Here is a 23,579-nt window from a genome sequence, read left to right as displayed (position 1 = left end):
TATTATTATGGCAAAACTGACTTTAGCCGAATTGGCAACCATCACCGGGGGAGAGCTGTTTGGTGATGGCTCTGCGACAGTTTCCGCTGTCGCACCTATGGATAAGGCGCAGGAAGGTTACGTAACTTTCCTCTCTAATCCCAAATATAACAAACACCTTGGTCAATGCCGCGCAACGGTGATTATGGTCAAGGCTAGTGAACGTGAATTGTGTACAACCAATGTATTGGTCGTCGCTGATCCATACGTTGCTTTTGCAAAGGTGGCGCAAGCGCTGGACACGACACCGCGACCTGCGAGTGATATCAGCTCTTCTGCGGTTGTTGCACCGGATGCCCAGCTAGGGCAGAACGTTTCTATTGGTGCAAACGCGGTCATTGAGACGGGCGTGCAGCTGGGCGATAACGTCTCCATTGGTGCTGGCTGTTTCATCGGTAAAAACGCCAAAATTGGCGCTAACACCCAGTTGTGGGCAAATGTCAGCATTTACCACGAAGTGGAAATTGGCTCGGCGTGCCTTATTCAGTCAGGTGCCGTGATTGGTTCTGATGGTTTTGGCTATGCCAATGAGAAAGGTGAGTGGATTAAAATTCCGCAAATTGGCACAGTCCGGATCGGTAATCGAGTTGAAATCGGTGCCTGCACGACAATTGATCGTGGCGCATTAGATGACACGATTATTGAAGATAACGTCATTCTCGATAACCAATTACAGATTGCACATAACGTCTGTATTGGCTATGGCACTGCAATTGCTGGCGGTACCATCATTGCTGGTAGCACCCACATAGGTAAATATTGCATTATTGGTGGCGGTGCGGTGATCAATGGCCATATCGAGATTGTCGATGGGGTCACTATTACTGGCATGGGGATGGTGATGCGTAGCATCACCGAGAAAGGCATGTTCTCTTCTGGTATTCCGTTGCAACCGAACAAAGAATGGCGTAAAACTGCCGCTCGCGTTCACCGTATCGAAGATATGCACAAGCGACTTAAAGCACTTGAAAAGTACTTAGAGCAGGAAGCGGAATCCTAATTCTACTTTTTCCCGATTAGGCTCGCCAATTGCGAGTCTTTTTCGTCTATAATGCCAAATAATTTTTGAAAGTTTTACTGTATAGGAATATGACTTTGACGACTGAAACGAAAACGATGCACATCACTGAAATTCAGAGGCTGCTTCCTCACCGTTACCCATTTCTGTTGATTGACCGTGTAATTGACTTTGAAGAAGGCAAATACCTTGTTGGCTTGAAAAATGTGTCAGTTAATGAACCTCAGTTCACTGGTCATTTTCCGCAGTTACCTATTTTTCCAGGTGTACTGATTTTAGAAGCAATGGCACAAGCAACGGGCCTGCTAGCATTCAAAACCTTTGGTGCACCGAAAGATAACGAATTGTATTACTTTGCTAGTATTGATAATGCGAAGTTTCGTAAACCTGTAGGCCCTGGTGACCAACTGATCATCGAAGTGCAGTTCATTAAAGAGCGTCGTGGTATTGCGTTATTTAATGGCGTAGCGAAAGTTGATGGTGAGGTTGTGTGTTCAGCTGAAATGAAATGTGCTCGTAGAGAGTTTTAATATGATTCATGAAACTGCACAAATCCACCCAAGTGCGGTGGTTGAAGATGGCGCTATCATCGGAGCTAACGTCACTGTTGGTCCATTTACTTACATCACCTCTGGGGTAAGCATTGGCCAAGGTACGGAAGTGATGTCACATGTGGTCATCAAAGGAAACACCGTCATTGGTGAAGATAACCGTATTTTCCCTCACGCCGTCATTGGCGAAGAGAACCAAGATAAGAAGTATGGTGGTGAAGATACACGAGTCGTCATTGGTGATCGCAATGTTATTCGTGAAGCGGTGCAAATTCACCGTGGTACTATGCAAGATAAAACACAAACAGTTGTTGGCAACGACAACCTATTGTGTGTGAATGCCCATATTGCACACGATGTGATTGTTGGTAATCATACGCACATTGGTAACAACGCAATTCTTGGCGGCCATGTGACGGTCGGTGACTATGCGGGTGTTATGGCGTTGTCGGCGATTCATCCTTTCTGTAGTGTTGGTGCTTATGCCTATATCGGTGGTTGTTCTGCTGTTGTGCAAGATGTCCCTGCTTACGTGTTAGCACAAGGTAACCATGCTTCACCATTTGGCCTTAACCTTGTTGGTTTGAAGCGAAATGGTTTTGAAAAAGCCGAAATTCGCGCGCTACAAAAAGCGTATAAAGAGATTTACCGATCAGGTAAAACGCAAGCAGAGGTCTTACCTATATTGGTTGAGATGGCGAAAGAGTACCCATCGATTCAGCGTTTTACTGATTTACTAGAAAAAACTGAGCGTGGCATTATTCGTTAGTTCGCCACTGAATTTTGATTAATATCCGAAGATCGCTACTTGTTTAGCGATCTTTTGTCTTTTTGACGCCGCATAACGGCTGAGCGGATTCTGTTAGGAAACGATATGCACTCACATGAAAATCCCCTAAGAATCGGTATTGTTGCCGGAGAGCTTTCTGGCGATACATTAGGAGAAGGCTTCATTCAAGCCATCAAGCAGCAATACCCCAATGCACAATTTGTCGGTATTGGTGGCCCTAAGATGATTGCTCAAGGTTGTGAATCTTTATTTGATATGGAAGAGCTAGCCGTGATGGGTCTGGTTGAGGTGCTTGGCCGCTTACCGCGTTTACTAAAAGTTAAAGCGCAGTTGGTGAAGTATTTTAAAGCCAATCCGCCGGATGTGTTTGTTGGTATTGATGCACCAGATTTTAATTTACGACTAGAGCTTGATCTCAAAAAAGCGGGCATCAAAACCGTCCACTACGTGAGCCCATCTGTATGGGCATGGCGTCCCAAACGTATTTTTAAAATCGATGCGGCGACCGATCTAGTGTTGGCATTTCTTCCGTTTGAAAAAGCGTTTTACGACAAGTATCAGGTTGCGTGCGAATTTGTCGGCCATACACTGGCCGATGCCATTCCACTGCAACCCGATAAAATCGCCGCTCGTGAACTGTTGAAATTAGAGACAGATAAACAGTGGCTGGCTGTGCTACCCGGTAGCCGAGGGGGAGAAGTCGGTTTAATTGCCAAGCCATTTATTGAAACATGTCGACAAATCAAACAGAAATACCCTGATATTGGTTTTGTGGTAGCTGCCGTCAATCCCAAACGTAAACAGCAGTTTGAAACCATTTGGCAGGAGATCGCCCCAGAGCTTGATTTTGTTATTGTTGAAGATACCGCGCGCAATGTCATCACGGCCGCAGATGCTGTACTGCTTGCCTCTGGCACGGTCGCACTGGAGTGTATGTTGCTCAAACGGCCGATGGTGGTGGGATACAAAGTGAACTGGCTCACCGGATGGTTGGTTCAGAAGCTTGCGATAACCGAATTTGTTTCACTACCCAATATTTTAGCCGGAGAAGAACTGGTTCCTGAGTTCATTCTTGATGAATGCGACCCGCAACATCTGTTTCCTGCGGTCGATAGCATGCTCAGCCGTGATAATTCCTCTTTAATTGAACGTTTTACTGAAATGCATCACTGGATCCGCAAAGGTGCGGATCAACAAGCCGCCAAAGCGGTTTTAAGCTTGATTAACCATTAACCATTAACCAAACCATTAACGATTAAAAAGAGCGATTGAAAAATAACGAGAGGAAAATAGACGAGATGGCAGAACAAACACTGACTCCTTTTGAATACCCTAAGGGCTACGTTTTGATTGCAGGAGTGGATGAAGTTGGCCGAGGTCCATTAGTGGGCGACGTAGTGACTGCCGCGGTAATCTTGGATCCGAATAATCCGATTGAAGGTTTGGCCGACTCGAAAAAGTTATCAGAAAAAAAACGCCTAGCGCTTTTTCCTGAAATTCAACAAAAGGCGCTCGCTTGGTCTGTTGGCCGCTGTTCACCAGCTGAAATTGATCAGCTTAATATTCTTCAAGCGACTATGGTGGCGATGCAACGCGCGATTGCAGGTCTAGCGATTCAACCTGATTTGGCTTTAATTGATGGCAACCGTGTCCCACAATTACCGATGCATGGTATCGCAGTCGTCAAGGGTGATATGCGTGTGGCGCAAATCAGCGCCGCCTCAATCATTGCCAAAGTGGTACGCGATAAAGAGATGGAAGCGCTCGATAAATTGTACCCACAATTTGGCTTTGCTCAACATAAGGGCTATCCAACTAAAGCGCATTTTGCCGCGATCGAACAACATGGCGTCATCGCAGAGCACCGTAAAAGCTTTAAGCCAGTGAAACGCGTGCTGGGAATTGACTAATTGCGGGTGTCAGCCACGAGCAGATTCGCGTAGAATAACCGCCAAATCTTGTACCAAACCTAGCATCTAGGATTTTATTGCATGCCAGAACCAAAGTTTGTCCACCTTCGTGTCCACAGCGACTTTTCTATGATCGATGGCTTGTCCAAAGTGCCACCGCTTGTGAAAAAAGTGGCCGAGATGGGGATGCCTGCCGTAGCGTTGACCGACTTCACGAACTTATGTGGTTTGGTCAAATTTTATGGTACCGCTCATAACTGTGGGGTAAAGCCGATTATCGGTGCAGATTTTGTCATGCAATCCGAGGAGTTTGGTGATGAGCTCACCAAGCTGACGGTTCTAGCGAGTGATAATGTTGGTTACAAAAATCTGACCTTACTGATCTCCGATGCTTATCTACGCGGTCATGTGCAACACCTACCTGTGATTGATAAAGCGTGGCTAGTGAAATATGCCGAAGGCTTGATTGTGCTTTCGGGGGGAAAAAGTGGTGAAATAGGCAAAGCACTGCTTAAAGGTAATCAGGCGTTAGTCGATAAATGTGTCGAGTTTTATCAAACTCATTTTGTCGATCGTTTTTACCTTGAATTGACTCGCACAGGGCGAGCCGACGAAGAGAGCTATCTGCACTTTGCTCTAGAATTGGCTGAAAATAACGATCTGCCCGTCGTTGCAACCAATGAAGTGGTGTTTCTCAGCGAAGAGTTTTTTGAAGCGCATGAAATTCGAGTAGCGATTCATGATGGCTACACCATGGAAGATCCTCGTCGGCCAAAAAATTACAGCCCACAGCAATATTTGCGCACCGAAGCGGAAATGTGTGAGCTGTTTGCCGACATTCCTGAAGCGCTGCAAAACAGTGTTGAGATTGCCAAACGGTGTAATGTTACCGTCCGTTTGGGGGAATATTTCTTGCCCGCCTTTCCAACGGAAGGAATGAAAGAAACCGAATACTTGGTGATGAAATCACAAGAAGGCCTTGAAGAGCGTCTTGAATTTCTGTTCCCCGATCCTGATGTTCGCGCACAACGTCGCCCTGAATATGATGAACGGCTGCAAATAGAGCTCGAAGTGATTAATAACATGGGGTTCCCCGGTTATTTCTTGATTGTGATGGAGTTCATCCAGTGGTCAAAAGATAACGATATTCCGGTGGGACCGGGGCGCGGATCGGGTGCGGGTTCATTGGTGGCTTATGCGCTCAAAATTACCGATTTAGATCCACTACAATATGATTTACTTTTCGAACGTTTCTTGAACCCAGAACGGGTCTCAATGCCCGATTTTGACGTCGATTTCTGTATGGATAAACGTGACCAAGTTATTGATCACGTTGCTGAAATGTATGGTCGTGATGCGGTATCACAGATCATCACCTTTGGTACTATGGCTGCCAAAGCGGTCATTCGTGACGTGGGACGCGTGCTTGGTCATCCGTTTGGATTTGTCGACCGCATTTCAAAGCTTATTCCACTAGATCCAGGAATGACACTCGAAAAGGCGTTTAAGGCTGAACCCGCGTTACCTGAGCTGTACAACAATGACGAAGACGTCAAAGAGCTGATTGATAAGTGCCGAATTCTAGAAGGTTGCACGCGTAACGCCGGTAAGCATGCGGGCGGGGTGGTGATCTCCCCAACCACCATTACCGACTTTTCGCCGATTTATGCGGATGCTGAAGGGCATTTCCCCGTCACTCAATTTGATAAGAACGATGTTGAAACCGCAGGCTTAGTCAAGTTTGACTTCTTAGGTCTACGTACCTTAACCATTATCGATTGGGCACTAGGGCTGATTAACCCGCGCTTACAACGAGAAGGCAAAGAGCCCGTTCGTATTGAAGCTATCCCGTTAGAAGACCCAGTTTCATTTCGTGTATTGCAAAATTCTGAAACCACCGCGGTATTCCAGTTAGAATCGCGCGGCATGAAAGATCTGATCAAACGTCTCCAGCCAGACTGCTTCGAAGATATCATTGCACTAGTGGCCCTGTTTCGCCCTGGGCCTTTGCAATCTGGGATGGTGGATAACTTTATCGACCGTAAACATGGCCGAGAGGCGATCTCCTACCCAGATGAAAAATGGCAACATGAGTCATTAAAAGAAATTCTAGACCCAACCTACGGCATCATCTTGTACCAAGAGCAAGTGATGCAGATCGCCCAAGTCCTAGCCGGATACACATTAGGCGGCGCGGATATGCTGCGCCGTGCGATGGGTAAGAAAAAGCCAGAAGAGATGGCCAAGCAGCGGGCGATTTTTGAAGAAGGTTCGATAAAAAACGGCGTGGATGGCGAATTGTCGATGAAAATCTTCGACTTAGTAGAAAAATTCGCCGGTTACGGGTTTAATAAATCGCACTCTGCGGCTTATGCTCTGGTTTCTTATCAAACCTTATGGTTAAAAACCCACTACCCAGCCGAATTTATGGCGGCCGTAATGACGGCCGACATGGACAACACCGAAAAGGTGGTTGGCTTAGTGGATGAATGTTTGCGTATGAATCTTAAAGTGTTACCACCGGATATTAACGCCGGCTTGTACCGCTTTAACGTCGATGAAAATGGCGCGATTGTCTATGGTATTGGCGCGATCAAAGGTGTGGGTGAAGGGCCGATTGAAGCGATTTTAGAAGCGCGCACAGCAGGCGGCCATTTTAAAGATTTGTTTGATTTTTGCGCCAGAATTGATCTGAAAAAAGTCAATAAGCGTGTGATTGAAAAGCTTATTTATGCGGGTGCTTTGGATCGTTTAGGCCCACACCGTGCTGCAATGATGGCCTCATTAAATGATGCTGTGAAAGCGGCCAGCCAATTCCACCAAGCTGAAGCCTTTGGTCAGGTTGATATGTTTGGTGTATTGACTGATGCGCCAGAAGAAGTAGAACATAAATATACGCAAGTCCCCGAGTGGCCTGAGAAAGTTTGGCTTGAAGGTGAGCGCGATACATTAGGCCTTTATTTGACCGGGCATCCAATAAACGCACATATTAAGGAACTTGCGAAGTACACCAGTTGTCGACTAAAAGATGCCACGCCAACGCGACGCGATCAATCCGTCACTTTAGCGGGGTTAGTGATTGCTGCTAAAGTCATGACCACCAAGCGTGGCACGCGGATTGGCATCATGACGTTAGATGATCGTTCAGGACGTATGGAAGTGATGTTATTCTCTGATGCGTTAGAGCGGTATGCAGAGCTGTTAGAAAAAGATAGAATTTTAGTGATTTCTGGACAGGTCAGCTTTGATGACTTCAATGGTGGCCTTAAAATGTCGGCGCGCGAAGTCATGGACTTGGGCAGTGCGCGTGAAAAATATGCCCGTGGCTTGTCGATATCGATTGAACAATCACAGATAGACAGCCAGTTTTTTGAGCGCTTTAGTCAGATCTTAGAGCCTCACCGAGCAGGGACTATACCTGTCAATGTATACTACCAACGCGCAGAGGCGAGAGTGCGACTCACTCTTGGTACGCAGTGGCGTGTAACCCCAAGTGATACATTGTTAGACGAATTGAAACAGCTACTTGGCAAAGATCAGGTAGAACTCGAATTTAACTAAAATTTGGCGTCAAATATGTTGAACGCTGAGTATAAAAGGATCGGTAGATGAGCCTAAATTTTCTAGAATTTGAAAAACCAATTGCTGAACTTGAGGCTAAAATTCAGGCGCTACGCGACGTGTCTCGCCATGGTGGTGATAAGTCCGTTGATCTCGACAAAGAGATAGAACAGCTAGAAAAGAAAAGCTTAGAGCTTAAGAAGAAAATCTTTGGTGATTTAGGGGCATGGCAAGTGGCTCAATTGGCACGCCATCCACAACGCCCTTACACGCTTGATTACATCAACCATGTCTTCACTGAGTTTGACGAGTTGGCTGGTGATCGCGCTTTTGCTGATGACAAAGCGATTGTCGGCGGCATCGCTCGTTTAGAGGGACGTCCGGTGATGGTGATTGGTCACCAAAAAGGACGTGAAACGAGAGAAAAAGTAAGACGTAACTTCGGAATGCCAAAACCAGAAGGTTATCGTAAAGCACTGCGTTTAATGAAAATGGCTGAACGTTTTGGCATGCCTATTATTACCTTCATTGATACCGCAGGTGCCTATCCTGGTGTTGGCGCTGAAGAACGTGGCCAATCTGAAGCGATTGCTACAAACCTAAAAGTGATGTCAGGCTTGAAAGTGCCTGTAATTTGCAATGTTGTTGGTGAAGGTGGCTCTGGTGGTGCTTTGGCGATTGGCGTGGGTGACTACGTGAACATGCTGCAATATTCCACTTATGCGGTAATTTCGCCAGAAGGATGCGCTTCAATCTTGTGGCGAGATTCAGATAAAGCACCGCAAGCGGCTGAAGCGATGGGCTTAGTCGCTCCTCGCTTAAAAGAGCTTGAGCTGATTGATGAAATTATCGAAGAACCATTAGGTGGCGCGCATCGCGATCCAATACAAATGGCCGCCAATATGAAAGCAACACTGCTAAAACAGCTTGCTGATTTAGAGCCGCTGAATGAAGAAGCATTATTGGCTCGTCGTTATCAACGTTTGATGAACTACGGCTACTGCTAAACAGCAGAGCGGACAATAAATAAAAAGGGTTGGATTCTGTCCAGCCCTTTTTTATCTGCCCGATTTCAAGGCTGGTTTGCTTGGCGCGTTTCAAGGTAAACTGGCATCAATTCCTCTTAGCACTGAAAACCCATGTCTGAACTTTATTCGCTATTTTCACACGTTATCAATCGTCATCGCTTAGCAAGCAGCCAATTAGTCTTGGGTTTTAGTGGTGGCATGGACTCGCGGGTGATGCTTGAACTATTGGCGCAATATCGTGACGAAACCTCCTGTGAGTGCTGCGCTGTTTATGTTCATCATGGATTAAGTCAACATGCAGATGCGTGGGCCAAACAGTGCCAGCGCTGGGCCCAACACGCCGCGATCCCTTTTTTTATTGAACGGGTGCAACTCGATACCGCTAGCGGTGAAAGTGTGGAGTCATTGGCGCGTACGGCGCGTTACCAAGTTTTAGCGAAATACATTAACACTGACGATTTGTTACTAACTGGACAGCATAGCGATGATCAGATCGAGACATTTTTGCTCGCGTTAAAGCGTGGTAGTGGACCCAAAGGACTCTCTTCGATGGCACAAGCGATGCCATTTGGCGCGGGGAAAATCGTCCGTCCTTTGCTTGCGGCGACTCGCGTACAGATCGAAAGCTTTGCCGTAACCCAGAATTTGGATTGGGTCGAGGACGAAAGTAACCAAGATACCCGTTTTGATCGTAATTTTATCCGCCATCACATCACGCCAGTTCTTACGCAGCGCTGGCCGCATATTCACCAAGCGGTTGCTCGTAGTGCGACATTGTGTGCTCAGCAGCAGGTGTTGCTTGAAGAGCTGCTACAAGAGGCAATGCAAGAGGCAAAAATGCCTGATGGTAGTTTATCAATTACCGCGCTTTCTCATCGCAGCGAATTAGCACGCTATCAATTGCTAAGAATGTGGCTTGCTCAATTGGGGGAGCCAATGCCGACTCAAGAACATTTAGCGATGATTTGGCAACAAGTGGCGTCTGCGCGTATTGATGCGAATCCTCGTCTTAAACTAGGGCAAAGTGAGATCCGCCGCTTTGACCAAAAGCTATATTGCATCCAAACTTATCAAGACATTTCAGATTGGCAGGCGATGATCGTGCCCGATCAATCATTAACCTTGCCTGATGGACTAGGAAATCTGAGGTTATCGTCTCATGGTGGTAGCAAGGAAATAGCCTTGCCTGATAATTGCCATCAATTAAGCGTTACGTTTAATCCTGAAGGGCTGGCAGCATGCCCTGTCGGACGAGTGGGAAGTCGAAAGCTAAAAAAATTGTTCCAAGAGTATGGCGTGCCCAGTTGGTTACGACGAAGAACGCCAATATTGATGCATCGGAATCAAGTGGTTGCGATTGCAAATTTATTTGTTGATCGTGACTTCAGTGGGCAAGATTGTGAACTCATCTGGGACAAATGAACGCTTTTCATGCAAAATTCGTATAAAACATACCATGAATATGGACATAAAGGTGGAGCAATGAAAAAAGTCGCGATTGGAATAGTTATGGGTTTTACGTTGTTAGCGGGAAGCGCGTTTGCTGGAGATCCAGCCGCAGGGCAAGCCAAAGCGGCTATCTGCGCGGCGTGTCACGGCGCAGACGGGATAGCCCTTATTCCGGGATATCCAAATCTAAAAGGGCAAAATGAGCAATACCTTATCTCATCAGTTAAAGCCTACAAGAATAAAGAGCGTAATGGTGGTTTAGCCGTCGTAATGCAAGCGCAAGCGGCAATGCTCAGTGATGCCGATATTGAAAACTTAGCGGCCTATTTCGCAAGTCTTAAGTAAATGGCAGTGAACGGGTTTCAATCAGCCCAGGCGTTGCTTGGGCTTTTTATTGATTGTTTTTTTTTGCTAGCAGATAATGCCACCAATTGACGAAAGTGTAAGGGATGAACATGAAAAAAATCGAAGCCATTATTAAGCCATTTAAACTTGATGACGTCCGCGAAGCGTTAGCTGAAGTCGGGATCACGGGTATGACTGTTTCTGAAGTAAAAGGATTTGGTCGTCAGAAAGGGCATACTGAATTGTACCGTGGCGCTGAGTACATGGTGGATTTCTTACCTAAAGTGAAGCTTGAAATTGTAGTGACTGACGATGTCGCTGATCGCTGCGTTGACACCATTATTGAGACGGCGCAAACGGGAAAAATTGGTGATGGTAAAATTTTCATTACCAATATTGAACGAGTGGTACGAATTCGTACCGGTGAAGAAGACGAAGACGCTATTTAGCCGTACACCGAGAAGAAGGGAGCCAATGGCTCCTTTTTTGTCTCTTTATTAATACATCCCTACCAATTTTGTTGAACGTTATGAAAAGAAAATATCTGCTTGTTTTGCCGCTGTTGCTGATTACCGCGGCTGTGGTTAGTTTTTTCTCTATTTTTACTATTCCTTCAACGCCGCAATTGTTGACTATTGATGGGAAAAACGCTTCATCTCCACTGATTTGTTACGATAATCCAAACGCTCGCGCAATTGATGTGCGTGGTCAGCTTAATGTACTGGTTTGGAATATCTATAAACAAAATAGAGCAACATGGCAAAGTGAGCTGGATAAATTCAGCCAAGATGCCCAATTGGTGTTGCTACAAGAAGCGAGCATGACCTTGTTATTGAAAGAGTGGATCAGCCAAAAGCAGTGGGGGGGGACGCAAGCGGATGCTTTTCGTATTTTTGGTGAATCAGCCGGAGTGTTAAATCTTGGCAAGCAGATGCCAGTATTAGCGTGTGCTTACACCGAATTAGAGCCTTGGTTGCGCTTACCCAAATCGGCGATTTACGCCCTATATCGTTTAAGTGATGGTCAGACTCTGGCGGTTGTAAACCTGCATGCAGTGAACTTTACCTATGGAACGCAAGAGTATACCAATCAGCTGGAAGCGTTACTCGTTCAATTAAAAACACATCAAGGGCCGGTGATTGTCGGTGGCGATTTTAATAGCTGGAGTCAAGCAAGAATGGACACATTAACCACTGCATTAAATCGTGTGGGTTTGAAGGACGTGTCGTTCGAACCCGATCACCGTGTTCAGTTTGTGACGGGCTTGGTGCTTGATCATCTTTTTTATCGTGGTTTAACACTGCTCAATGCAAAAGCGCCCGTAACGGACGCTTCTGATCATAACCCACTATTGGCGAGTTTTAGTTTATAACCACTTTCTAACTGATGGCGATGTACAGCGCCCAAATCAGGTAATAGCCAATCCAAGGCAGCGCCGAAATCACCAGAGCTTGGCCGCGTTCCAGCTCTGTCCATGCGCCCACCGCCGCGTAGCCAAGTACGATGTACCAAGGCAAAAGCAGTGGGAAGGAGCTGGCAAATTGAGACCAATCATTAGTCAGTGGCAACTTAATTAGGCCATTTAAACTATTAAGGTCAGCAGCGTAAGTCATCACGTGGCCATGTTTGAGTAATAAGCTCGCGTAACTGGCGAGATCGCCCAACACGGCTGGGAAAGTGATGACAGCACTTGCGGCAAACCAACGCCAGAAACCGTGCTGATGTTGGCTCTGCTTGGTCGCCAAATTGAACCATAATGCCAACATGAAAATCGTTAGCGTGCGGCCTACCACATCACTGATAATTTCGCTTGCCATCAAGGTGTTGGCATCTAACATTTCAAGCTGAGCGGGGTTGATCATAGCCAACTGCGCCGAGAGCCCAGCTTTTAACCATTCAAGGTTAACTACGTCAAAATAAGCCCCCCAAAATAGAAAGGGACTCAGGATTAAAAAGAGATAAGGTTGCCAACCCCACATGCCGCGTTGATAAAGGGCTAAAAAACAAGACGTGGGGGAACGGAAAATATCCACCAACATGATTAACGGGTTACTGGAAGGATTCATACACTGACCTTAGTGACATCGACGTAGAGCTTGAGTTTTTGACCCGGCTTTAAGTACTTTTGGTTTGCAAGCTCGTTCCATTTTACAATGTCGAGGCTTTTGACTTTAAACTTATTAGCGATGGCGCTGAGTGTATCGCCGCTACGCACTTGATAAAAGACGGTGCGAATGATGGCACCCTCACTGCTATTTTTCCAAATGACCAGTGTTTGGCCAATCTTCAATGTGTCTCTTGGCCCCATACCGTTCCATTTTGCTAAGGACTGATGGGAAACATTGTGCTGTTTGGCAATGCTCCATAAGCTATCACCTTTGGCTACCGTATGAGACAGCTTATACTGACCACGGGCCATCGCTTGCGTTTTTGCCAAGCGGTTACTGGCACTGAGTGCGTATGCTTTTTCGTCTTTTACGGATGTTGGGATCATTAAATACTGCCCAACGCGAATGACGTTGCCATTGAGATTGTTGGCCGTCTGAATCACTTTGCTGGTGGTATTGTGCTGTTGAGCAATCACACTCAAGCTATCGCCGGATTTTACCTTGTAGCGTACTAACTTCATCCCCTTACCGCGATTCTCTTCAACTTTCTGAGCAAAGCGTTCCACTTTATCTACTGGGATAAGCAGTTGATGAGGTCCCGTCGGCGAGGTCGCCCATTGATTGTAAGCTGGGTTGTAACTTTGCAACTCTTTCACGCTCATTCCGGCGTAATTGGCGGCAATGGCAAGATCAAGCTGTTCTTGAGGGTCGACTAACGTTAACACTGGTTTGTTAGCGATTGCTGGGATTTCAATGCCATATTTTTCTTGATTGGCAACAATATCGGCCAGTGCGAGTAATTTAGGGACGTAGCCTGTGGTTTCATCGGGTAAGTCGAGTGAGAAAAAGTCGGTTGGTTTACCAGCCTTGTGATTTTTACGAATCGCGCTAGAGATCCGCCCACCACCGCTGTTATAGGCGGCAATCGCATGGCTCCAATCACCATCAAAACGCTTATTTAATGCAGTGAGATAATCCAAAGCCGCATCGGTGGCGGCGTCTACATCTCGTCTTCCGTCATACCAAAAATTTTGCTCTAGGCCATACATCTCTCCCGTACTCGGCACAAATTGCCACAGCCCCGCAGCGCTACCGTGTGAGTAGGCAAAGGCATCAAACGAGCTTTCAACAATAGGTAAGAGTGCTAACTCAAGTGGTAAGCCGCGCTGCTCAATTTTCTCAGTGATAAGGTAAAGAAATGGCTTTGCTCGCTCGGCAACAGTTTGTAGGTGATTAGGGTGTTTAAGATACCAAGTTCGATAATAATTCACTGATTTATGATCTGGGATATCCATCGACAACTGCATTGCGATGCGCTGCCATACGTCCGCTTGCTCTTGTGGCGTGATCACTTTCGGCGTTGTCTTTTTTGCAGATGACGACTTTTGTTTAGCCATCTCTTTTTGTGTCTGAATCTGAGGGCTATTTGCCTCTTTGGCATTTGGCGCTGTTGTTTGGTCTGTTGGCTGAGTGATTTGGCACCCCGCTAACAAGAGCACCATCACCCAGCTAAATTGAAATCGCATCTATCTCAGCCCTTTGACTTAATGGCTGCTGATAATACTTGGCACTTTATTGCTATGACAAGCAGCAAATCGTCAAAATTCGTTCTTCCACTCACGTAACGCGGTAAAAATTGATAGAGGATCGGTTTGTTGAGTACGATTCGCGACGGATTTCATCACACTCTCTTGCTGGGTCCGCAAAAATGGATTGATCCATTTTTCTTGGCGGATCGTGGTCGGTAATGTCGATTTCTGCTGGGCTCGGAGCCGGTTGACGGTATCTCGATACTGTTGAAGTTGGTCATTATCGGGCTCAACGGCTAAAGCAAATGCGACGTTACTTGCGGTATATTCGTGCGCGCAATAGACCTCAGTCTCTTCTGGCAATGCGGCAAGTTTACACAGTGACGTAAACATTTGCTCCATTGTGCCCTCAAAAACACGGCCACACCCTGCGGAGAACAGTACATCGCCACAAAACAGTTTATTGTCACCGACATAGCCAATGTGACCTTTTGTGTGTCCTGCGAGATCAAGCACCATAAAGATTTCATCGAATAGTTCTAGCTGATCGCCAGCTTCAACCGCGTGCGTTAAGGTAGGAATAGGTTCATGAGCGGGACCAACAACGTTAATGCTGGGAAACTGGCGAACCAGTTCTGCAACACCACCAATGTGATCATGGTGATGGTGGGTAATTAATATTGCTTCGAGCGTTAATTGATGCTTCGAGAGGTACTCAAGCACTGGTGCTGCATCACCGGGATCGACCACAGCACAACGCTGATCGCTATTTTGGATCAGCCAGATGTAATTATCATTAAATACGGGTATGCTTTTGATCTGTAACATGAGTATCTCCAATCACCGAGGTGAAATAGGTTATCGATGAAGCCAGCGCGTAGCGAAAAAAAATTAGATAAGCCTCATTCTTGGTCCCAACTTAAAAATGGCCAGTGGGTTAGTGATTCTATTCAGACTCGGCTTGATGAATGGTGCTCTAAATTATTTGGCTATCATATGCTTAAGCTCGGTGGTTTGAGTTGTGAGCTTGCCAGTTGCAACTGCAATATTCAACACCAAGTTCATCTTGATATTGAAAACCCACTCCATACGGTGATTGCCGATAGCTACGAACTGCCTTTTCTTGAAAAGAGTTTTGATGTGGCTATTTTAGCGCACCAACTGGATTATTGTGGCGATCCGCACCGTATCTTACGCGAAGTTGATCGCGTGATGATGGATGATGGCTACATCATTATTACGGGGTTTAATCCAATCAGTTTTACGGGGATCGCAAGTTTGATGCCTTGGCGAAAACATAACTTACCTTGGAGCGGTCGTATGTTTACCGCTAATCGGATTAAGGACTGGCTGAGTGTCTTGAACTATCAAGTGATTGACTGTGACCAATATGCCCTTTTCCCGATGCAAAAATATCAACCCATGTGGGCGTGGTTGGAAAATGGTATTGGCGACTGGGCCGCTCCATTTGGTAGCCTGTATTTCATTGTAGCGCGCAAACGTACTTATCCCTTGAAACCGATTAAACCTCATTGGCGTTTTAAACGGCGTCTTTCGCCAGTTAGCCTGAACTACCGTTTATCAACTCAGAACCAAGATAAGGCCTGTGACCCTTATTCGGATGCTTGATACCCAATATCGTCTTCGGTTGGGTTTTCTGCTGCATTGCGTGCTAATTCATCGCACATTTCATTTTCACGATGACCCGCATGGCCTTTCACCCAGCGCCAGTCAATGGTATGGCGGGCGCTTTCTTTATCGAGTGCTTGCCATAAATCGGCATTCTTCACTGGTTTTTTATCCGATGTTTTCCAACCGCGTTTTTTCCAGTTGTGGATCCACTGAGTAATACCTTGACGAACGTATTGGCTGTCTGTGGTGAGAATAACATTACATGGCTCTTTCAGTGTTTGCAGTGCAACCACTGCCGCTAACATTTCCATTCGGTTGTTAGTGGTGAGTCGGTAGCCTTTGGCTAACGTTTTTTCGGTTTCTTTGTAACGAAGGACAACCCCATAACCACCCGGGCCAGGATTACCTAAGCAAGATCCATCAGTGAAAATTTCCACCTGTTTTGTCATGATTTGATACTATTAGGTTACGCACATTATTGGCATAGTCTGACATACATATCCTTATGAATACTAGCAGCAATTCCCAATCCCAACGTATCGTCGTTCTCGATACGGAAACCACGGGTATGAACCGTGAAGGCGGCCCTCACTATGAAGGACACCGCATTATTGAAATCGGTGCCGTTGAAATTATCAACCGCAAGCTGACAGGCCGTCACTTCCATGTCTACCTGAAACCCGATCGTGAGATTCAGTTAGAAGCGATCGAGATCCACGGTATTACCGATGAGTTTTTGATGGACAAACCGCAATATCGCGATGTGCATCAAGAGTTTTTAGATTTCATCAAGGGAGCTGAGCTGGTGGCGCACAACGCTCCCTTCGACGTCGGTTTTATGGATTACGAGTTTCGCAAGCTCGACGCTAAAATCGGTAAGACGGAGCAGTATTGCAAAGTGACCGATACGCTTGCTATGGCAAAGCGTATTTTCCCCGGCAAACGCAACAATTTGGATATACTTTGTGATCGTTATGGTATCGATAACTCACATCGTACCTTGCACGGTGCATTGCTTGATGCGGAGATATTAGCAGACGTTTATCTGCTGATGACAGGTGGGCAAACCTCTTTACAATTTAATGCTGGAACGCGCAGTGATGGCAGTGTGGGAGGAGAGTCAATAAAACGAGCTGTCGCAGGTCGGAAAAAGCTAAAGGTTTTACATGCTTGTGCCGATGAACTACAAGCACACCAAGAAAGATTGGATCTAGTCGAAAAGAGTGGAAGTTGCCTTTGGCGTCAGTAGGAGAAAATATGTTGAGGATAATGGTGGCTATTGCTGCGCTGATGTGGAGTATTGGCGTTTTTGCGGCAAATCCCTCCTCGATGTCGCTACTCGATAATCGTTTCCGTGTGGATCCAACCATTTCACAAATTACTTTTGTCGTGTATCGCGAAAAGTCATCTCAGCCAGTGGTGCTTGTGCGGCCAGATGGTAAGAAATATTACGCGTGGCGGTACGATGAGAATATGCGTTGGTATCAAGAACCCACAATGGATATCATTTCAATTGATAAGCCAATGCCTGGCCCTTGGCAGGCTATAGGAAAGGTTTCGCCACAAAATAGCATTAAGCTAATCTCACACTTGCAATTGGATACAGATGTATTTCCTAGCCGTTTGTATCATGGTGAAGAATTAAAATTTACAGCTCGCTTAACCTCCGACGGTAAGCCTTTATTGTTGAGAGACTTTCTCGATAGAGTCAACTTAAAAGTGACTTTTACTAAGTTCGTTGAAAATGAAGAAGAACTGATCAAAGAAGCGCGTCCATTACCGGAAGTGATTGGTGAATTTGCTGATGATGGACGTGGTTTAGATGAACGTCCTGGTGATGGTGTATTTACGGTTGCGTTACCTATCACTCCAGTGCCGGGTAAATACCGTGTTAGGATCACTTCTGGTAACGGTGTATTTTTACGCGCTCAAGAGCAAGAAGTGTTAGTTTACCCTACGCCAGTGTCGACTACCTTTATCCAGTCCCGAGTAGATGGCGCGCCGCACCAAATTGTGTTTGCAGGTGAGTTAGGCATGGTTGAACCCGGATCGATAGCGGCGCATGTTGAGCATGCCAATATTTATGATGATATTTTTGCTACTGAAGGACTATCCGGAAAAGAGTCACTCAAGCTTAATTTGGAAATTCCATATAAAGGGGATAACGGTAACTATCGTTGGTCTGGAAGGTTGTATGCGACAGAGCTCGCTAGCCAGCGCCCACTTTATTTCCCACTTTCAGAGCGTACTTACAGCGTGGTGGATGATGTTAACATTGAGGAGACTCGCCGTTTGCAGATGGAAGAAGAGATTAAGCAGCGTAGGCTTGAACAGGAGCAACTTATTATTCAGATGAGAGAAGAGGCAACGAGTCGCAGTATTATGTTCATTGTTATTGGTAATATTGGTGCGATATTGATTGGGCTTTTGGCGTGGTTTGTGATGCGTAAGATTAAAGCGAAAAAGACGTTGCAACCCGAATTACAGTTGAATATGCCGAAGAAATAACAAGGGATGTTGCCGAGTTGGCAACCTCTTGATTCTGTATTCTAGTCATAGAAAAGGGCACTTAAAGCGCCCTTTGACATTCAATAGATTGACTTACGCAACATCATTTATTGCCGGATATTGAGGCTTTGCGGCCAGTTCCTGTGGCGCAAAATCATCGACATTAATGGTATACAAACGATGAGCCTCAGCTTCCGTTAATAGCTGTGCTTCTTGTTCGGTTAGAATTTTTTGTTGTAAGCCAATGGCGGCCACTTCATCTAAACGCAAAAATGGACGGCGTTGATTGGTGACGCTGCACACTTTATCGAACAAAGGCTCTGCACGTAAAATGATGTCCAGTGCTTGTTCAATCTTACCCGCCGCATTATGCGCCGTTGGGGCGAGATATTGGTTGCGACCGATGCGTGAACGAGTTTCACTCGGTGTTTGCAGGATCTGCGCAACTTGGCTATCTAATTTATCACTAGGTGCTTTGCGTACTCGACCAATCGGCATCAACAATATACGAAGTACCTTACCAATCGCTTTATTCGGGAAGTTGGCTAAGAATTCATCAATGGCGACTTCCGTCTGCTTCAAACTGTCTTGTAGACCCCAATGAACCAAAGGAAGATCCTCCACGGGACGACCATCATTTTCAAAACGCTTAAGTGTGGCAGAACTGAGGTAGAGTTGGCTCAAAATATCGCCAAGGCGTGCTGACAAGCGCTCTTTACGTTTGAGAGAGCCTCCCAATACAGCCATCGAAATATCAGAAAGCAGTGCTAAGTTAGCGCTGTAACGGTTTAGTTGTTGGTAGTAGCGTTTGGTTGCATCATTAGTCGGTGCAGATGAACCCAAACCATCGGTGACACCAAACCAAATACTGCGCACAAGATTACTCATGGTGAAGCTGACGTGACCTGCAAGAGCGGCGTCAAATTTCTCAACAGCATCAGAATCTTGTGAATAAGCGGCGTTCATTTCTTCTAAAACATAAGGATGACAACGGATAGCGCCTTGACCAAAGATGATCATTGAGCGAGTCAGAATATTGGCCCCTTCGACGGTTACGGCAATCGGTGCACCTTGGTAGCTGCGAGCTAAAAAGTTAGCAGGACCAATACAAATGCCTTTCCCGCCCACGATATCCATTGCATCAATAATGCTGCGTTGACCACGGTGGGTACAGTGGTATTTGACTATAGCGGAAATGACCGAGGGTTTTTCGCCCAGATCAATACCAGCTACGGTTAAATTGCTCGCCGCATCCATCACATAAGCGTTACCACCTAAACGTGCTAATGGCTCTTCGACACCTTCCATATGGCCAATTGGTTGCTTAAATTGACGACGAATCCGAGCGTAAGCTCCTGTTGCTAGCGCCGCAGTTTTAATTCCGCCCGTCGAGTTAGAAGGTAACGTAATACCACGTCCAACCGATAAACACTCTACAAGCATACGCCAGCCTTGTCCTGCCATGCTTGGTCCGCCAATAATGAAATCAAGCGGCACAAATAAGTCGTTAGCACGTGTCGGACCATTTTGGAATGGAACGTTCAATGGCATGTGGCGATTGCCAATTTCAACTCCTTTTAAGTGGGTTGGGATGAGCGCACAAGTGATGCCAAGCTCTGTTTTATCCCCAAGTAAGCCGTCAGGATCGCGCAGTTTGAATGCTAGGCCTAATACGGTTGCAACCGGGGCGAGCGTGATGTAGCGCTTGTTCCACGTTAGGCGCATCCCTAACACTTCTTTTCCTTCCCATTTCCCTTTACATACCACGCCAAAATCAGGAATTGAACCTGCATCGGAACCCGCTTCTGGGCTGGTTAATGCAAAGCAGGGAATCTCTTTACCTTCCGCTAAACGTGGCAGGTAATGGTTTTTCTGATCTTCAGTACCATAATGTTGTAAAAGTTCGCCCGGGCCTAAAGAGTTCGGTACACCAACGGTGGATGAAAGCACTCCAGATACACCCGTTAGCTTTTGTAGCACAATGGATTGTGCATAAGCTGAAAACTCCAAGCCGCCGTATTGTTTTTTAATGATCATGGCGAAGAATTTATGATCTTTTAAATATTGCCAAACCTCAGGAGGTAAGTCGGCTAATTCATGCGTAACTTGATAATCGCTAACCATGGCACACACTTCGTTGACTGGTCCATCAATAAAGGCTTGCTCTTGTGCACTTAATGTCGGCGCTGCAATTTTGTGTAGTTTGTTCCAGTTCGGTTTGCCTTTAAACAGTTCAGCTTCCCACCAAACGGTTCCTGCATCTAATGCCTCTTTTTCGGTTTGTGACATTGCTGGCAGCACTTTTTTGAACAGTGTTAATGCTTTTTCGCTAATCACGCTTTGACGGATAGAGGGAACGGCTAATAAAGCGATAGCCGCTAAATATAGCAACCATCCAATCACCCCGGTGTAATCCAGCAGGGTAAGAACCACCATGGTTACCGTTAGCGCAACTAATGCGCTAAAAAGTGACATTCGGTGGTAGAGGCACACACCGAACACGGTGAGAAAACCAAGTATAGAGAGCAAGATGTCCATAATTTCATTCCTTTGAGACTGTATTCACGCCATTGCGGCTGATTTTTCTCAGTGCATTGGAAAGTGTTGTTAGTCGTCTCGTTTGTGTAAGTGGTCTAACCAGTGCTAAGTGTAATCAAATTATTAACGAAATGTAAAACCTTGTATTGTTCAAAAAGTGATCCATGTAGGGCAAAACCTCAAAATAAACAACTCATAGAGGGCTTTTGGGAGTGGGAAGCGGGAGAAAACAACAATTCTTGAAGTCGAACTATCGACAGAAAGGATGGTTTGGGTAAACTCAAGCCTGTTACTGGCTCTTGATTGATGGAGCCTATCGGTAAACAGATTAAAAAGAGAATATATCTATGTACCAGGATTTAATTAAAAGTGAATTGACCGAAGCGGCTGACGTGCTAAACAAATTTCTTAATGATGAGCATAACATCGCTCAAATTGAGGCCGCCGCAAAACTGATTGCCAACTCATTTAAGCAAGGCGGAAAAGTGCTCTCTTGCGGCAATGGCGGTTCCCACTGTGATGCAATGCACTTTGCTGAAGAGCTAACGGGGCGCTATCGCGAGAATCGTCCGGGTTATCCTGGTATTGCTATTTCAGATCCAAGCCATTTGTCTTGCGTTAGCAATGATTTTGGTTACGATTTTGTATTCTCTCGCTATGTGGAAGCGGTGGGTTCAAAAGGCGATGTCCTGTTTGGCCTATCGACTTCTGGTAATTCAGGGAACATTTTGAAAGCGATTGAAGCGGCCCAAGCTAAAGGGATGAAGACCATTGCACTGACCGGTAAAGATGGTGGGAAAATGGCAGGTTTAGCGGATATCGAGATTCGTGTCCCGCACTTCGGCTACGCGGATCGTATCCAAGAAATCCATATCAAGATCATCCACATCGTTATCCAACTGATTGAAAAAGAGATGGCGTAAGAAGTTCAACACCGTTCTTTTCTTTTAATGTGTTTGTGGTTGCAAAAGGGAGTGCATTAAACCATGTGTGAATTGCTCGGTATGAGTGCCAATGTGCCGACTGATATTTGCTTTAGTTTTACTGGGTTGATTCAGCGTGGCGGCAACACGGGGCCGCATCGTGATGGTTGGGGAATCACTTTCTATGAAGGGAAGGGGTTTCGCACCTTTAAAGACCCTAACCCTAGCTTTCAGTCAAAAATTGCAGAGCTTGTGCAGAGTTACCCTATAAAAAGTCGGGCAGTGGTTAGCCATATTCGTCAAGCAAATCGCGGTGGGGTGAATTTGGAAAATACTCACCCATTCACTCGAGAATTGTGGGGGAGATATTGGACGTTTGCTCACAATGGGCAATTAGCGGATCACCAGCAGCTAGAAACTGGGCGCTATCGCCCTGTTGGTGAAACGGATAGCGAGCAAGCTTTCTGTTGGTTGTTAAAGCAGTTAGAAGCGCGTTATCCTGAACCGCCTCAAGATATGCTCAGCATGTTTCAATTCGTTGCGAAGTGTTGCGATCAACTTAAGCAGCAAGGTGTGTTTAATATGCTACTTTCTGATGGTGAGTTTGTGGTGACCTATTGCACGAATCATCTGTACTGGATTACTCGACGAGCTCCCTTTGGGAAAGCAAGTTTACTTGATGAAGATGTCGAGATTAACTTCCAAGAAGAAACAACGCCTGATGATGTTGTGTCAGTGATTGCGACTCAGCCACTGACGGGAAATGAAACTTGGCAACGAATGAAGCCAGGCGAATATGCGATTTTCCATTATGGCGAATACGTTGATGGCAATGCGCAGTCCTTAGCTGACATTCCGTTTGCCGCGGCAAAGCCAGGCTGCCAAGCACCCATTTAAGTTTTTTATTCTTAAGCTTGTCTATTTACTGCTGTTTGAATTGTATTTGAGATGACAATAAAAAAGGTTGCTGTTGAGGCAACCTTTTTCGCACTATTTAGAGATACGATTTATTCATCGAAAGCATAACCATGCATGCCAAGTAATTGTCCATCTAAATAGGCTTTACCTTCACGCATTTCCAAGCGTCCTTCAACGAACCATTGTGCCACTAGTGGGTAAATTCGATACTCTTGAGCTTGGACACGTTGAGTCAAAATCTCAACGGTATCTTCATCAAAAATAGGCACTTTTGCTTGTAGAATGACTGGGCCACCATCAAGTTGTTCAGTCACAAAATGCACACTGGTGCCATGCTCTTCATCACCTGCGTGAATCGCGCGTTGGTAGGTATTCAACCCAGGATATTTAGGAAGTAAAGAAGGATGAATATTGAGCATCCGTCCTAAATAGTGACGCACAAACTCACCACTCAGAATACGCATGTAGCCAGCAAGAATGATTAAGTCAGGCGCGTATTGGTCAATTTTCTCCATCAATACCGCATCAAACGCATCTCGCGTGTCAAAGGCATTTGGGTCAATATGCACCGCCGCCGCACCTGCTTTTTTAGCTCGTTCTAAGCCATAAGCAGTTGCTTTGTTTGAAAAAACAGCCGTTACTTTGCCATCTTTAATTTTCGTTTCACACGCATCAAGGATAGCCTGTAAGTTGGTGCCATTTCCTGAAACTAAAACAACAATACTTTTCATC

The 23,579-nt window shown here is 45.8% G+C and carries 22 protein-coding genes; 16 read left to right on the top strand and 6 right to left on the bottom strand.

The annotated features are described in order from the left end of the window. The first annotated feature begins 7 nt into the window (after positions 1–7). From lpxD to AACT42_RS08750, 11 genes are all read left to right on the top strand, one after another. Positions 8–1,039 (top strand): UDP-3-O-(3-hydroxymyristoyl)glucosamine N-acyltransferase, encoded by a 1,032-nt coding sequence (gene lpxD / locus AACT42_RS08800; protein WP_094132469.1) that lies wholly within the window; start codon positions 8–10, stop codon positions 1,037–1,039. 116 nt (positions 1,040–1,155) lie between these two features. Next, positions 1,156–1,587 carry a 3-hydroxyacyl-ACP dehydratase FabZ gene (gene fabZ, locus AACT42_RS08795; protein WP_026027636.1) on the top strand — a complete coding sequence of 144 codons (432 nt, stop codon included), beginning with the start codon at positions 1,156–1,158 and terminating at the stop codon, positions 1,585–1,587. 1 nt (position 1,588) lies between these two features. After that, positions 1,589–2,377: an acyl-ACP--UDP-N-acetylglucosamine O-acyltransferase gene (gene lpxA / locus AACT42_RS08790; protein WP_064625809.1), complete on the top strand. Its 789-nt coding sequence runs from the start codon at positions 1,589–1,591 to the stop codon at positions 2,375–2,377. Between the two features lie 105 nt (positions 2,378–2,482). Next, on the top strand, positions 2,483–3,631 hold the full coding sequence (lpxB, locus tag AACT42_RS08785) for a lipid-A-disaccharide synthase (RefSeq protein WP_094132467.1): 1,149 nt from the start codon (positions 2,483–2,485) through the stop codon (positions 3,629–3,631). A 65-nt stretch (positions 3,632–3,696) separates the two neighbouring features. Beyond that, a complete protein-coding gene (gene rnhB / locus AACT42_RS08780; protein WP_081245052.1) occupies positions 3,697–4,308 on the top strand; it encodes a ribonuclease HII in 612 nt (203 codons plus the stop codon). A gap of 81 nt (positions 4,309–4,389) precedes the next feature. Further along, positions 4,390–7,869, top strand: coding sequence for a DNA polymerase III subunit alpha (gene dnaE / locus AACT42_RS08775; RefSeq protein ID WP_094132465.1), 3,480 nt, complete (start codon positions 4,390–4,392; stop codon positions 7,867–7,869). Positions 7,870–7,916: 47 nt separating this feature from the next. Continuing rightward, entirely contained in the window at positions 7,917–8,876 is a 960-nt protein-coding gene (gene accA / locus AACT42_RS08770) for an acetyl-CoA carboxylase carboxyl transferase subunit alpha (RefSeq protein ID WP_013856219.1), read from the top strand. 132 nt (positions 8,877–9,008) lie between these two features. Next, the gene (gene tilS / locus AACT42_RS08765; protein ID WP_094132463.1) at positions 9,009–10,319 is read left to right on the top strand and encodes a tRNA lysidine(34) synthetase TilS; all 1,311 of its coding nucleotides are present in this window, start codon (positions 9,009–9,011) and stop codon (positions 10,317–10,319) included. A gap of 60 nt (positions 10,320–10,379) precedes the next feature. Continuing rightward, positions 10,380–10,691 carry a c-type cytochrome gene (locus AACT42_RS08760; protein ID WP_026027913.1) on the top strand — a complete coding sequence of 104 codons (312 nt, stop codon included), beginning with the start codon at positions 10,380–10,382 and terminating at the stop codon, positions 10,689–10,691. Positions 10,692–10,801: 110 nt separating this feature from the next. Beyond that, on the top strand, positions 10,802–11,140 hold the full coding sequence (gene glnB, locus AACT42_RS08755; protein WP_010320105.1) for a nitrogen regulatory protein P-II: 339 nt from the start codon (positions 10,802–10,804) through the stop codon (positions 11,138–11,140). Positions 11,141–11,220: 80 nt separating this feature from the next. After that, positions 11,221–12,063, top strand: a complete 843-nt coding sequence (locus AACT42_RS08750; RefSeq protein WP_176429074.1) for an endonuclease/exonuclease/phosphatase family protein — start codon at positions 11,221–11,223, stop codon at positions 12,061–12,063. Positions 12,064–12,070: 7 nt separating this feature from the next. Here the strand turns inward: AACT42_RS08750 and AACT42_RS08745 are convergent, their stop codons facing one another. From AACT42_RS08745 to gloB, 3 genes are all read right to left on the bottom strand, one after another. Then, a complete protein-coding gene (locus AACT42_RS08745) occupies positions 12,071–12,757 on the bottom strand; it encodes a YIP1 family protein (protein WP_013856224.1) in 687 nt (228 codons plus the stop codon). Next, the gene (locus AACT42_RS08740) at positions 12,754–14,325 is read right to left on the bottom strand and encodes a lytic transglycosylase (RefSeq protein ID WP_017043992.1); all 1,572 of its coding nucleotides are present in this window, start codon (positions 14,323–14,325) and stop codon (positions 12,754–12,756) included. Before AACT42_RS08740 ends, AACT42_RS08745 begins: the two co-directional genes overlap by 4 nt. Positions 14,326–14,397: 72 nt before the next feature. After that, positions 14,398–15,156, bottom strand: a complete 759-nt coding sequence (gloB, locus tag AACT42_RS08735; RefSeq protein WP_094132459.1) for a hydroxyacylglutathione hydrolase — start codon at positions 15,154–15,156, stop codon at positions 14,398–14,400. A gap of 36 nt (positions 15,157–15,192) precedes the next feature. On the opposite strand from gloB, the gene AACT42_RS08730 reads away from it, so the two are divergent. Further along, complete coding sequence (locus AACT42_RS08730) at positions 15,193–15,957, top strand: methyltransferase domain-containing protein (RefSeq protein ID WP_013856227.1); 765 nt, start codon at positions 15,193–15,195, stop codon at positions 15,955–15,957. Here the strand turns inward: AACT42_RS08730 and rnhA are convergent. Then, the gene (gene rnhA, locus AACT42_RS08725; protein ID WP_013856228.1) at positions 15,942–16,409 is read right to left on the bottom strand and encodes a ribonuclease HI; all 468 of its coding nucleotides are present in this window, start codon (positions 16,407–16,409) and stop codon (positions 15,942–15,944) included. The two genes, AACT42_RS08730 and rnhA, sit on opposite strands and share 16 nt — an antisense overlap. 56 nt (positions 16,410–16,465) lie before the next feature. Here rnhA and dnaQ point away from each other — a divergent pair, with 56 nt between their 5' ends. Next, positions 16,466–17,209 (top strand): DNA polymerase III subunit epsilon, encoded by a 744-nt coding sequence (gene dnaQ / locus AACT42_RS08720; protein ID WP_094132457.1) that lies wholly within the window; start codon positions 16,466–16,468, stop codon positions 17,207–17,209. An 8-nt stretch (positions 17,210–17,217) separates the two neighbouring features. Next, the gene (locus AACT42_RS08715; RefSeq protein ID WP_161441835.1) at positions 17,218–18,468 is read left to right on the top strand and encodes a TIGR03503 family protein; all 1,251 of its coding nucleotides are present in this window, start codon (positions 17,218–17,220) and stop codon (positions 18,466–18,468) included. A 93-nt stretch (positions 18,469–18,561) separates the two neighbouring features. On the opposite strand, the gene fadE is transcribed toward AACT42_RS08715, so the two are convergent. Further along, positions 18,562–21,006, bottom strand: coding sequence for an acyl-CoA dehydrogenase FadE (gene fadE / locus AACT42_RS08710; RefSeq protein ID WP_017049704.1), 2,445 nt, complete (start codon positions 21,004–21,006; stop codon positions 18,562–18,564). 347 nt (positions 21,007–21,353) lie between these two features. Here fadE and lpcA point away from each other — a divergent pair, with 347 nt between their 5' ends. Both lpcA and AACT42_RS08700 read left to right on the top strand, forming a co-directional pair. Then, the gene (gene lpcA, locus AACT42_RS08705; RefSeq protein ID WP_094132455.1) at positions 21,354–21,929 is read left to right on the top strand and encodes a D-sedoheptulose 7-phosphate isomerase; all 576 of its coding nucleotides are present in this window, start codon (positions 21,354–21,356) and stop codon (positions 21,927–21,929) included. Positions 21,930–21,992: 63 nt separating this feature from the next. Beyond that, the gene (locus tag AACT42_RS08700) at positions 21,993–22,826 is read left to right on the top strand and encodes a class II glutamine amidotransferase (protein WP_010320094.1); all 834 of its coding nucleotides are present in this window, start codon (positions 21,993–21,995) and stop codon (positions 22,824–22,826) included. 110 nt (positions 22,827–22,936) lie between these two features. Here the strand turns inward: AACT42_RS08700 and purN are convergent, their stop codons facing one another. Next, positions 22,937–23,578 (bottom strand): phosphoribosylglycinamide formyltransferase, encoded by a 642-nt coding sequence (gene purN, locus AACT42_RS08695; protein WP_017047307.1) that lies wholly within the window; start codon positions 23,576–23,578, stop codon positions 22,937–22,939. Between the last annotated feature and the right edge of the window lies 1 nt (position 23,579).

This window comes from Vibrio sp. V15_P4S5T153 (assembly GCF_963874485.1).
GTDB classification, from domain to species: domain Bacteria; phylum Pseudomonadota; class Gammaproteobacteria; order Enterobacterales; family Vibrionaceae; genus Vibrio; species Vibrio anguillarum.
Note: the sequence above shows the minus strand (reverse complement) of the source record. Positions and strands in the feature narration are given on the sequence as shown.

What these genes read in the sequence shown, in the direction of transcription:
- accA (WP_013856219.1), top strand. Translation starts at nt 7,917, where the DNA reads ATGAGCCTAAATTTTCTAGAATTTGAAAAACCAATTGCTGAACTTGAG.
- lpxB (WP_094132467.1), top strand. Translation starts at nt 2,483, where the DNA reads ATGCACTCACATGAAAATCCCCTAAGAATCGGTATTGTTGCCGGAGAG.
- lpcA (WP_094132455.1), top strand. Translation starts at nt 21,354, where the DNA reads ATGTACCAGGATTTAATTAAAAGTGAATTGACCGAAGCGGCTGACGTG.
- dnaQ (WP_094132457.1), top strand. Translation starts at nt 16,466, where the DNA reads ATGAATACTAGCAGCAATTCCCAATCCCAACGTATCGTCGTTCTCGAT.
- lpxD (WP_094132469.1), top strand. Translation starts at nt 8, where the DNA reads ATGGCAAAACTGACTTTAGCCGAATTGGCAACCATCACCGGGGGAGAG.
- purN (WP_017047307.1), bottom strand. Translation starts at nt 23,578, where the DNA reads ATGAAAAGTATTGTTGTTTTAGTTTCAGGAAATGGCACCAACTTACAG.
- dnaE (WP_094132465.1), top strand. Translation starts at nt 4,390, where the DNA reads ATGCCAGAACCAAAGTTTGTCCACCTTCGTGTCCACAGCGACTTTTCT.
- lpxA (WP_064625809.1), top strand. Translation starts at nt 1,589, where the DNA reads ATGATTCATGAAACTGCACAAATCCACCCAAGTGCGGTGGTTGAAGAT.
- AACT42_RS08740 (WP_017043992.1), bottom strand. Translation starts at nt 14,325, where the DNA reads ATGCGATTTCAATTTAGCTGGGTGATGGTGCTCTTGTTAGCGGGGTGC.
- fadE (WP_017049704.1), bottom strand. Translation starts at nt 21,006, where the DNA reads ATGGACATCTTGCTCTCTATACTTGGTTTTCTCACCGTGTTCGGTGTG.
- tilS (WP_094132463.1), top strand. Translation starts at nt 9,009, where the DNA reads ATGTCTGAACTTTATTCGCTATTTTCACACGTTATCAATCGTCATCGC.
- glnB (WP_010320105.1), top strand. Translation starts at nt 10,802, where the DNA reads ATGAAAAAAATCGAAGCCATTATTAAGCCATTTAAACTTGATGACGTC.
- rnhA (WP_013856228.1), bottom strand. Translation starts at nt 16,409, where the DNA reads ATGACAAAACAGGTGGAAATTTTCACTGATGGATCTTGCTTAGGTAAT.
- fabZ (WP_026027636.1), top strand. Translation starts at nt 1,156, where the DNA reads ATGCACATCACTGAAATTCAGAGGCTGCTTCCTCACCGTTACCCATTT.
- AACT42_RS08745 (WP_013856224.1), bottom strand. Translation starts at nt 12,757, where the DNA reads ATGAATCCTTCCAGTAACCCGTTAATCATGTTGGTGGATATTTTCCGT.
- AACT42_RS08750 (WP_176429074.1), top strand. Translation starts at nt 11,221, where the DNA reads ATGAAAAGAAAATATCTGCTTGTTTTGCCGCTGTTGCTGATTACCGCG.
- gloB (WP_094132459.1), bottom strand. Translation starts at nt 15,156, where the DNA reads ATGTTACAGATCAAAAGCATACCCGTATTTAATGATAATTACATCTGG.
- AACT42_RS08760 (WP_026027913.1), top strand. Translation starts at nt 10,380, where the DNA reads ATGAAAAAAGTCGCGATTGGAATAGTTATGGGTTTTACGTTGTTAGCG.
- AACT42_RS08730 (WP_013856227.1), top strand. Translation starts at nt 15,193, where the DNA reads ATGAAGCCAGCGCGTAGCGAAAAAAAATTAGATAAGCCTCATTCTTGG.
- rnhB (WP_081245052.1), top strand. Translation starts at nt 3,697, where the DNA reads ATGGCAGAACAAACACTGACTCCTTTTGAATACCCTAAGGGCTACGTT.
- AACT42_RS08700 (WP_010320094.1), top strand. Translation starts at nt 21,993, where the DNA reads ATGTGTGAATTGCTCGGTATGAGTGCCAATGTGCCGACTGATATTTGC.
- AACT42_RS08715 (WP_161441835.1), top strand. Translation starts at nt 17,218, where the DNA reads ATGTTGAGGATAATGGTGGCTATTGCTGCGCTGATGTGGAGTATTGGC.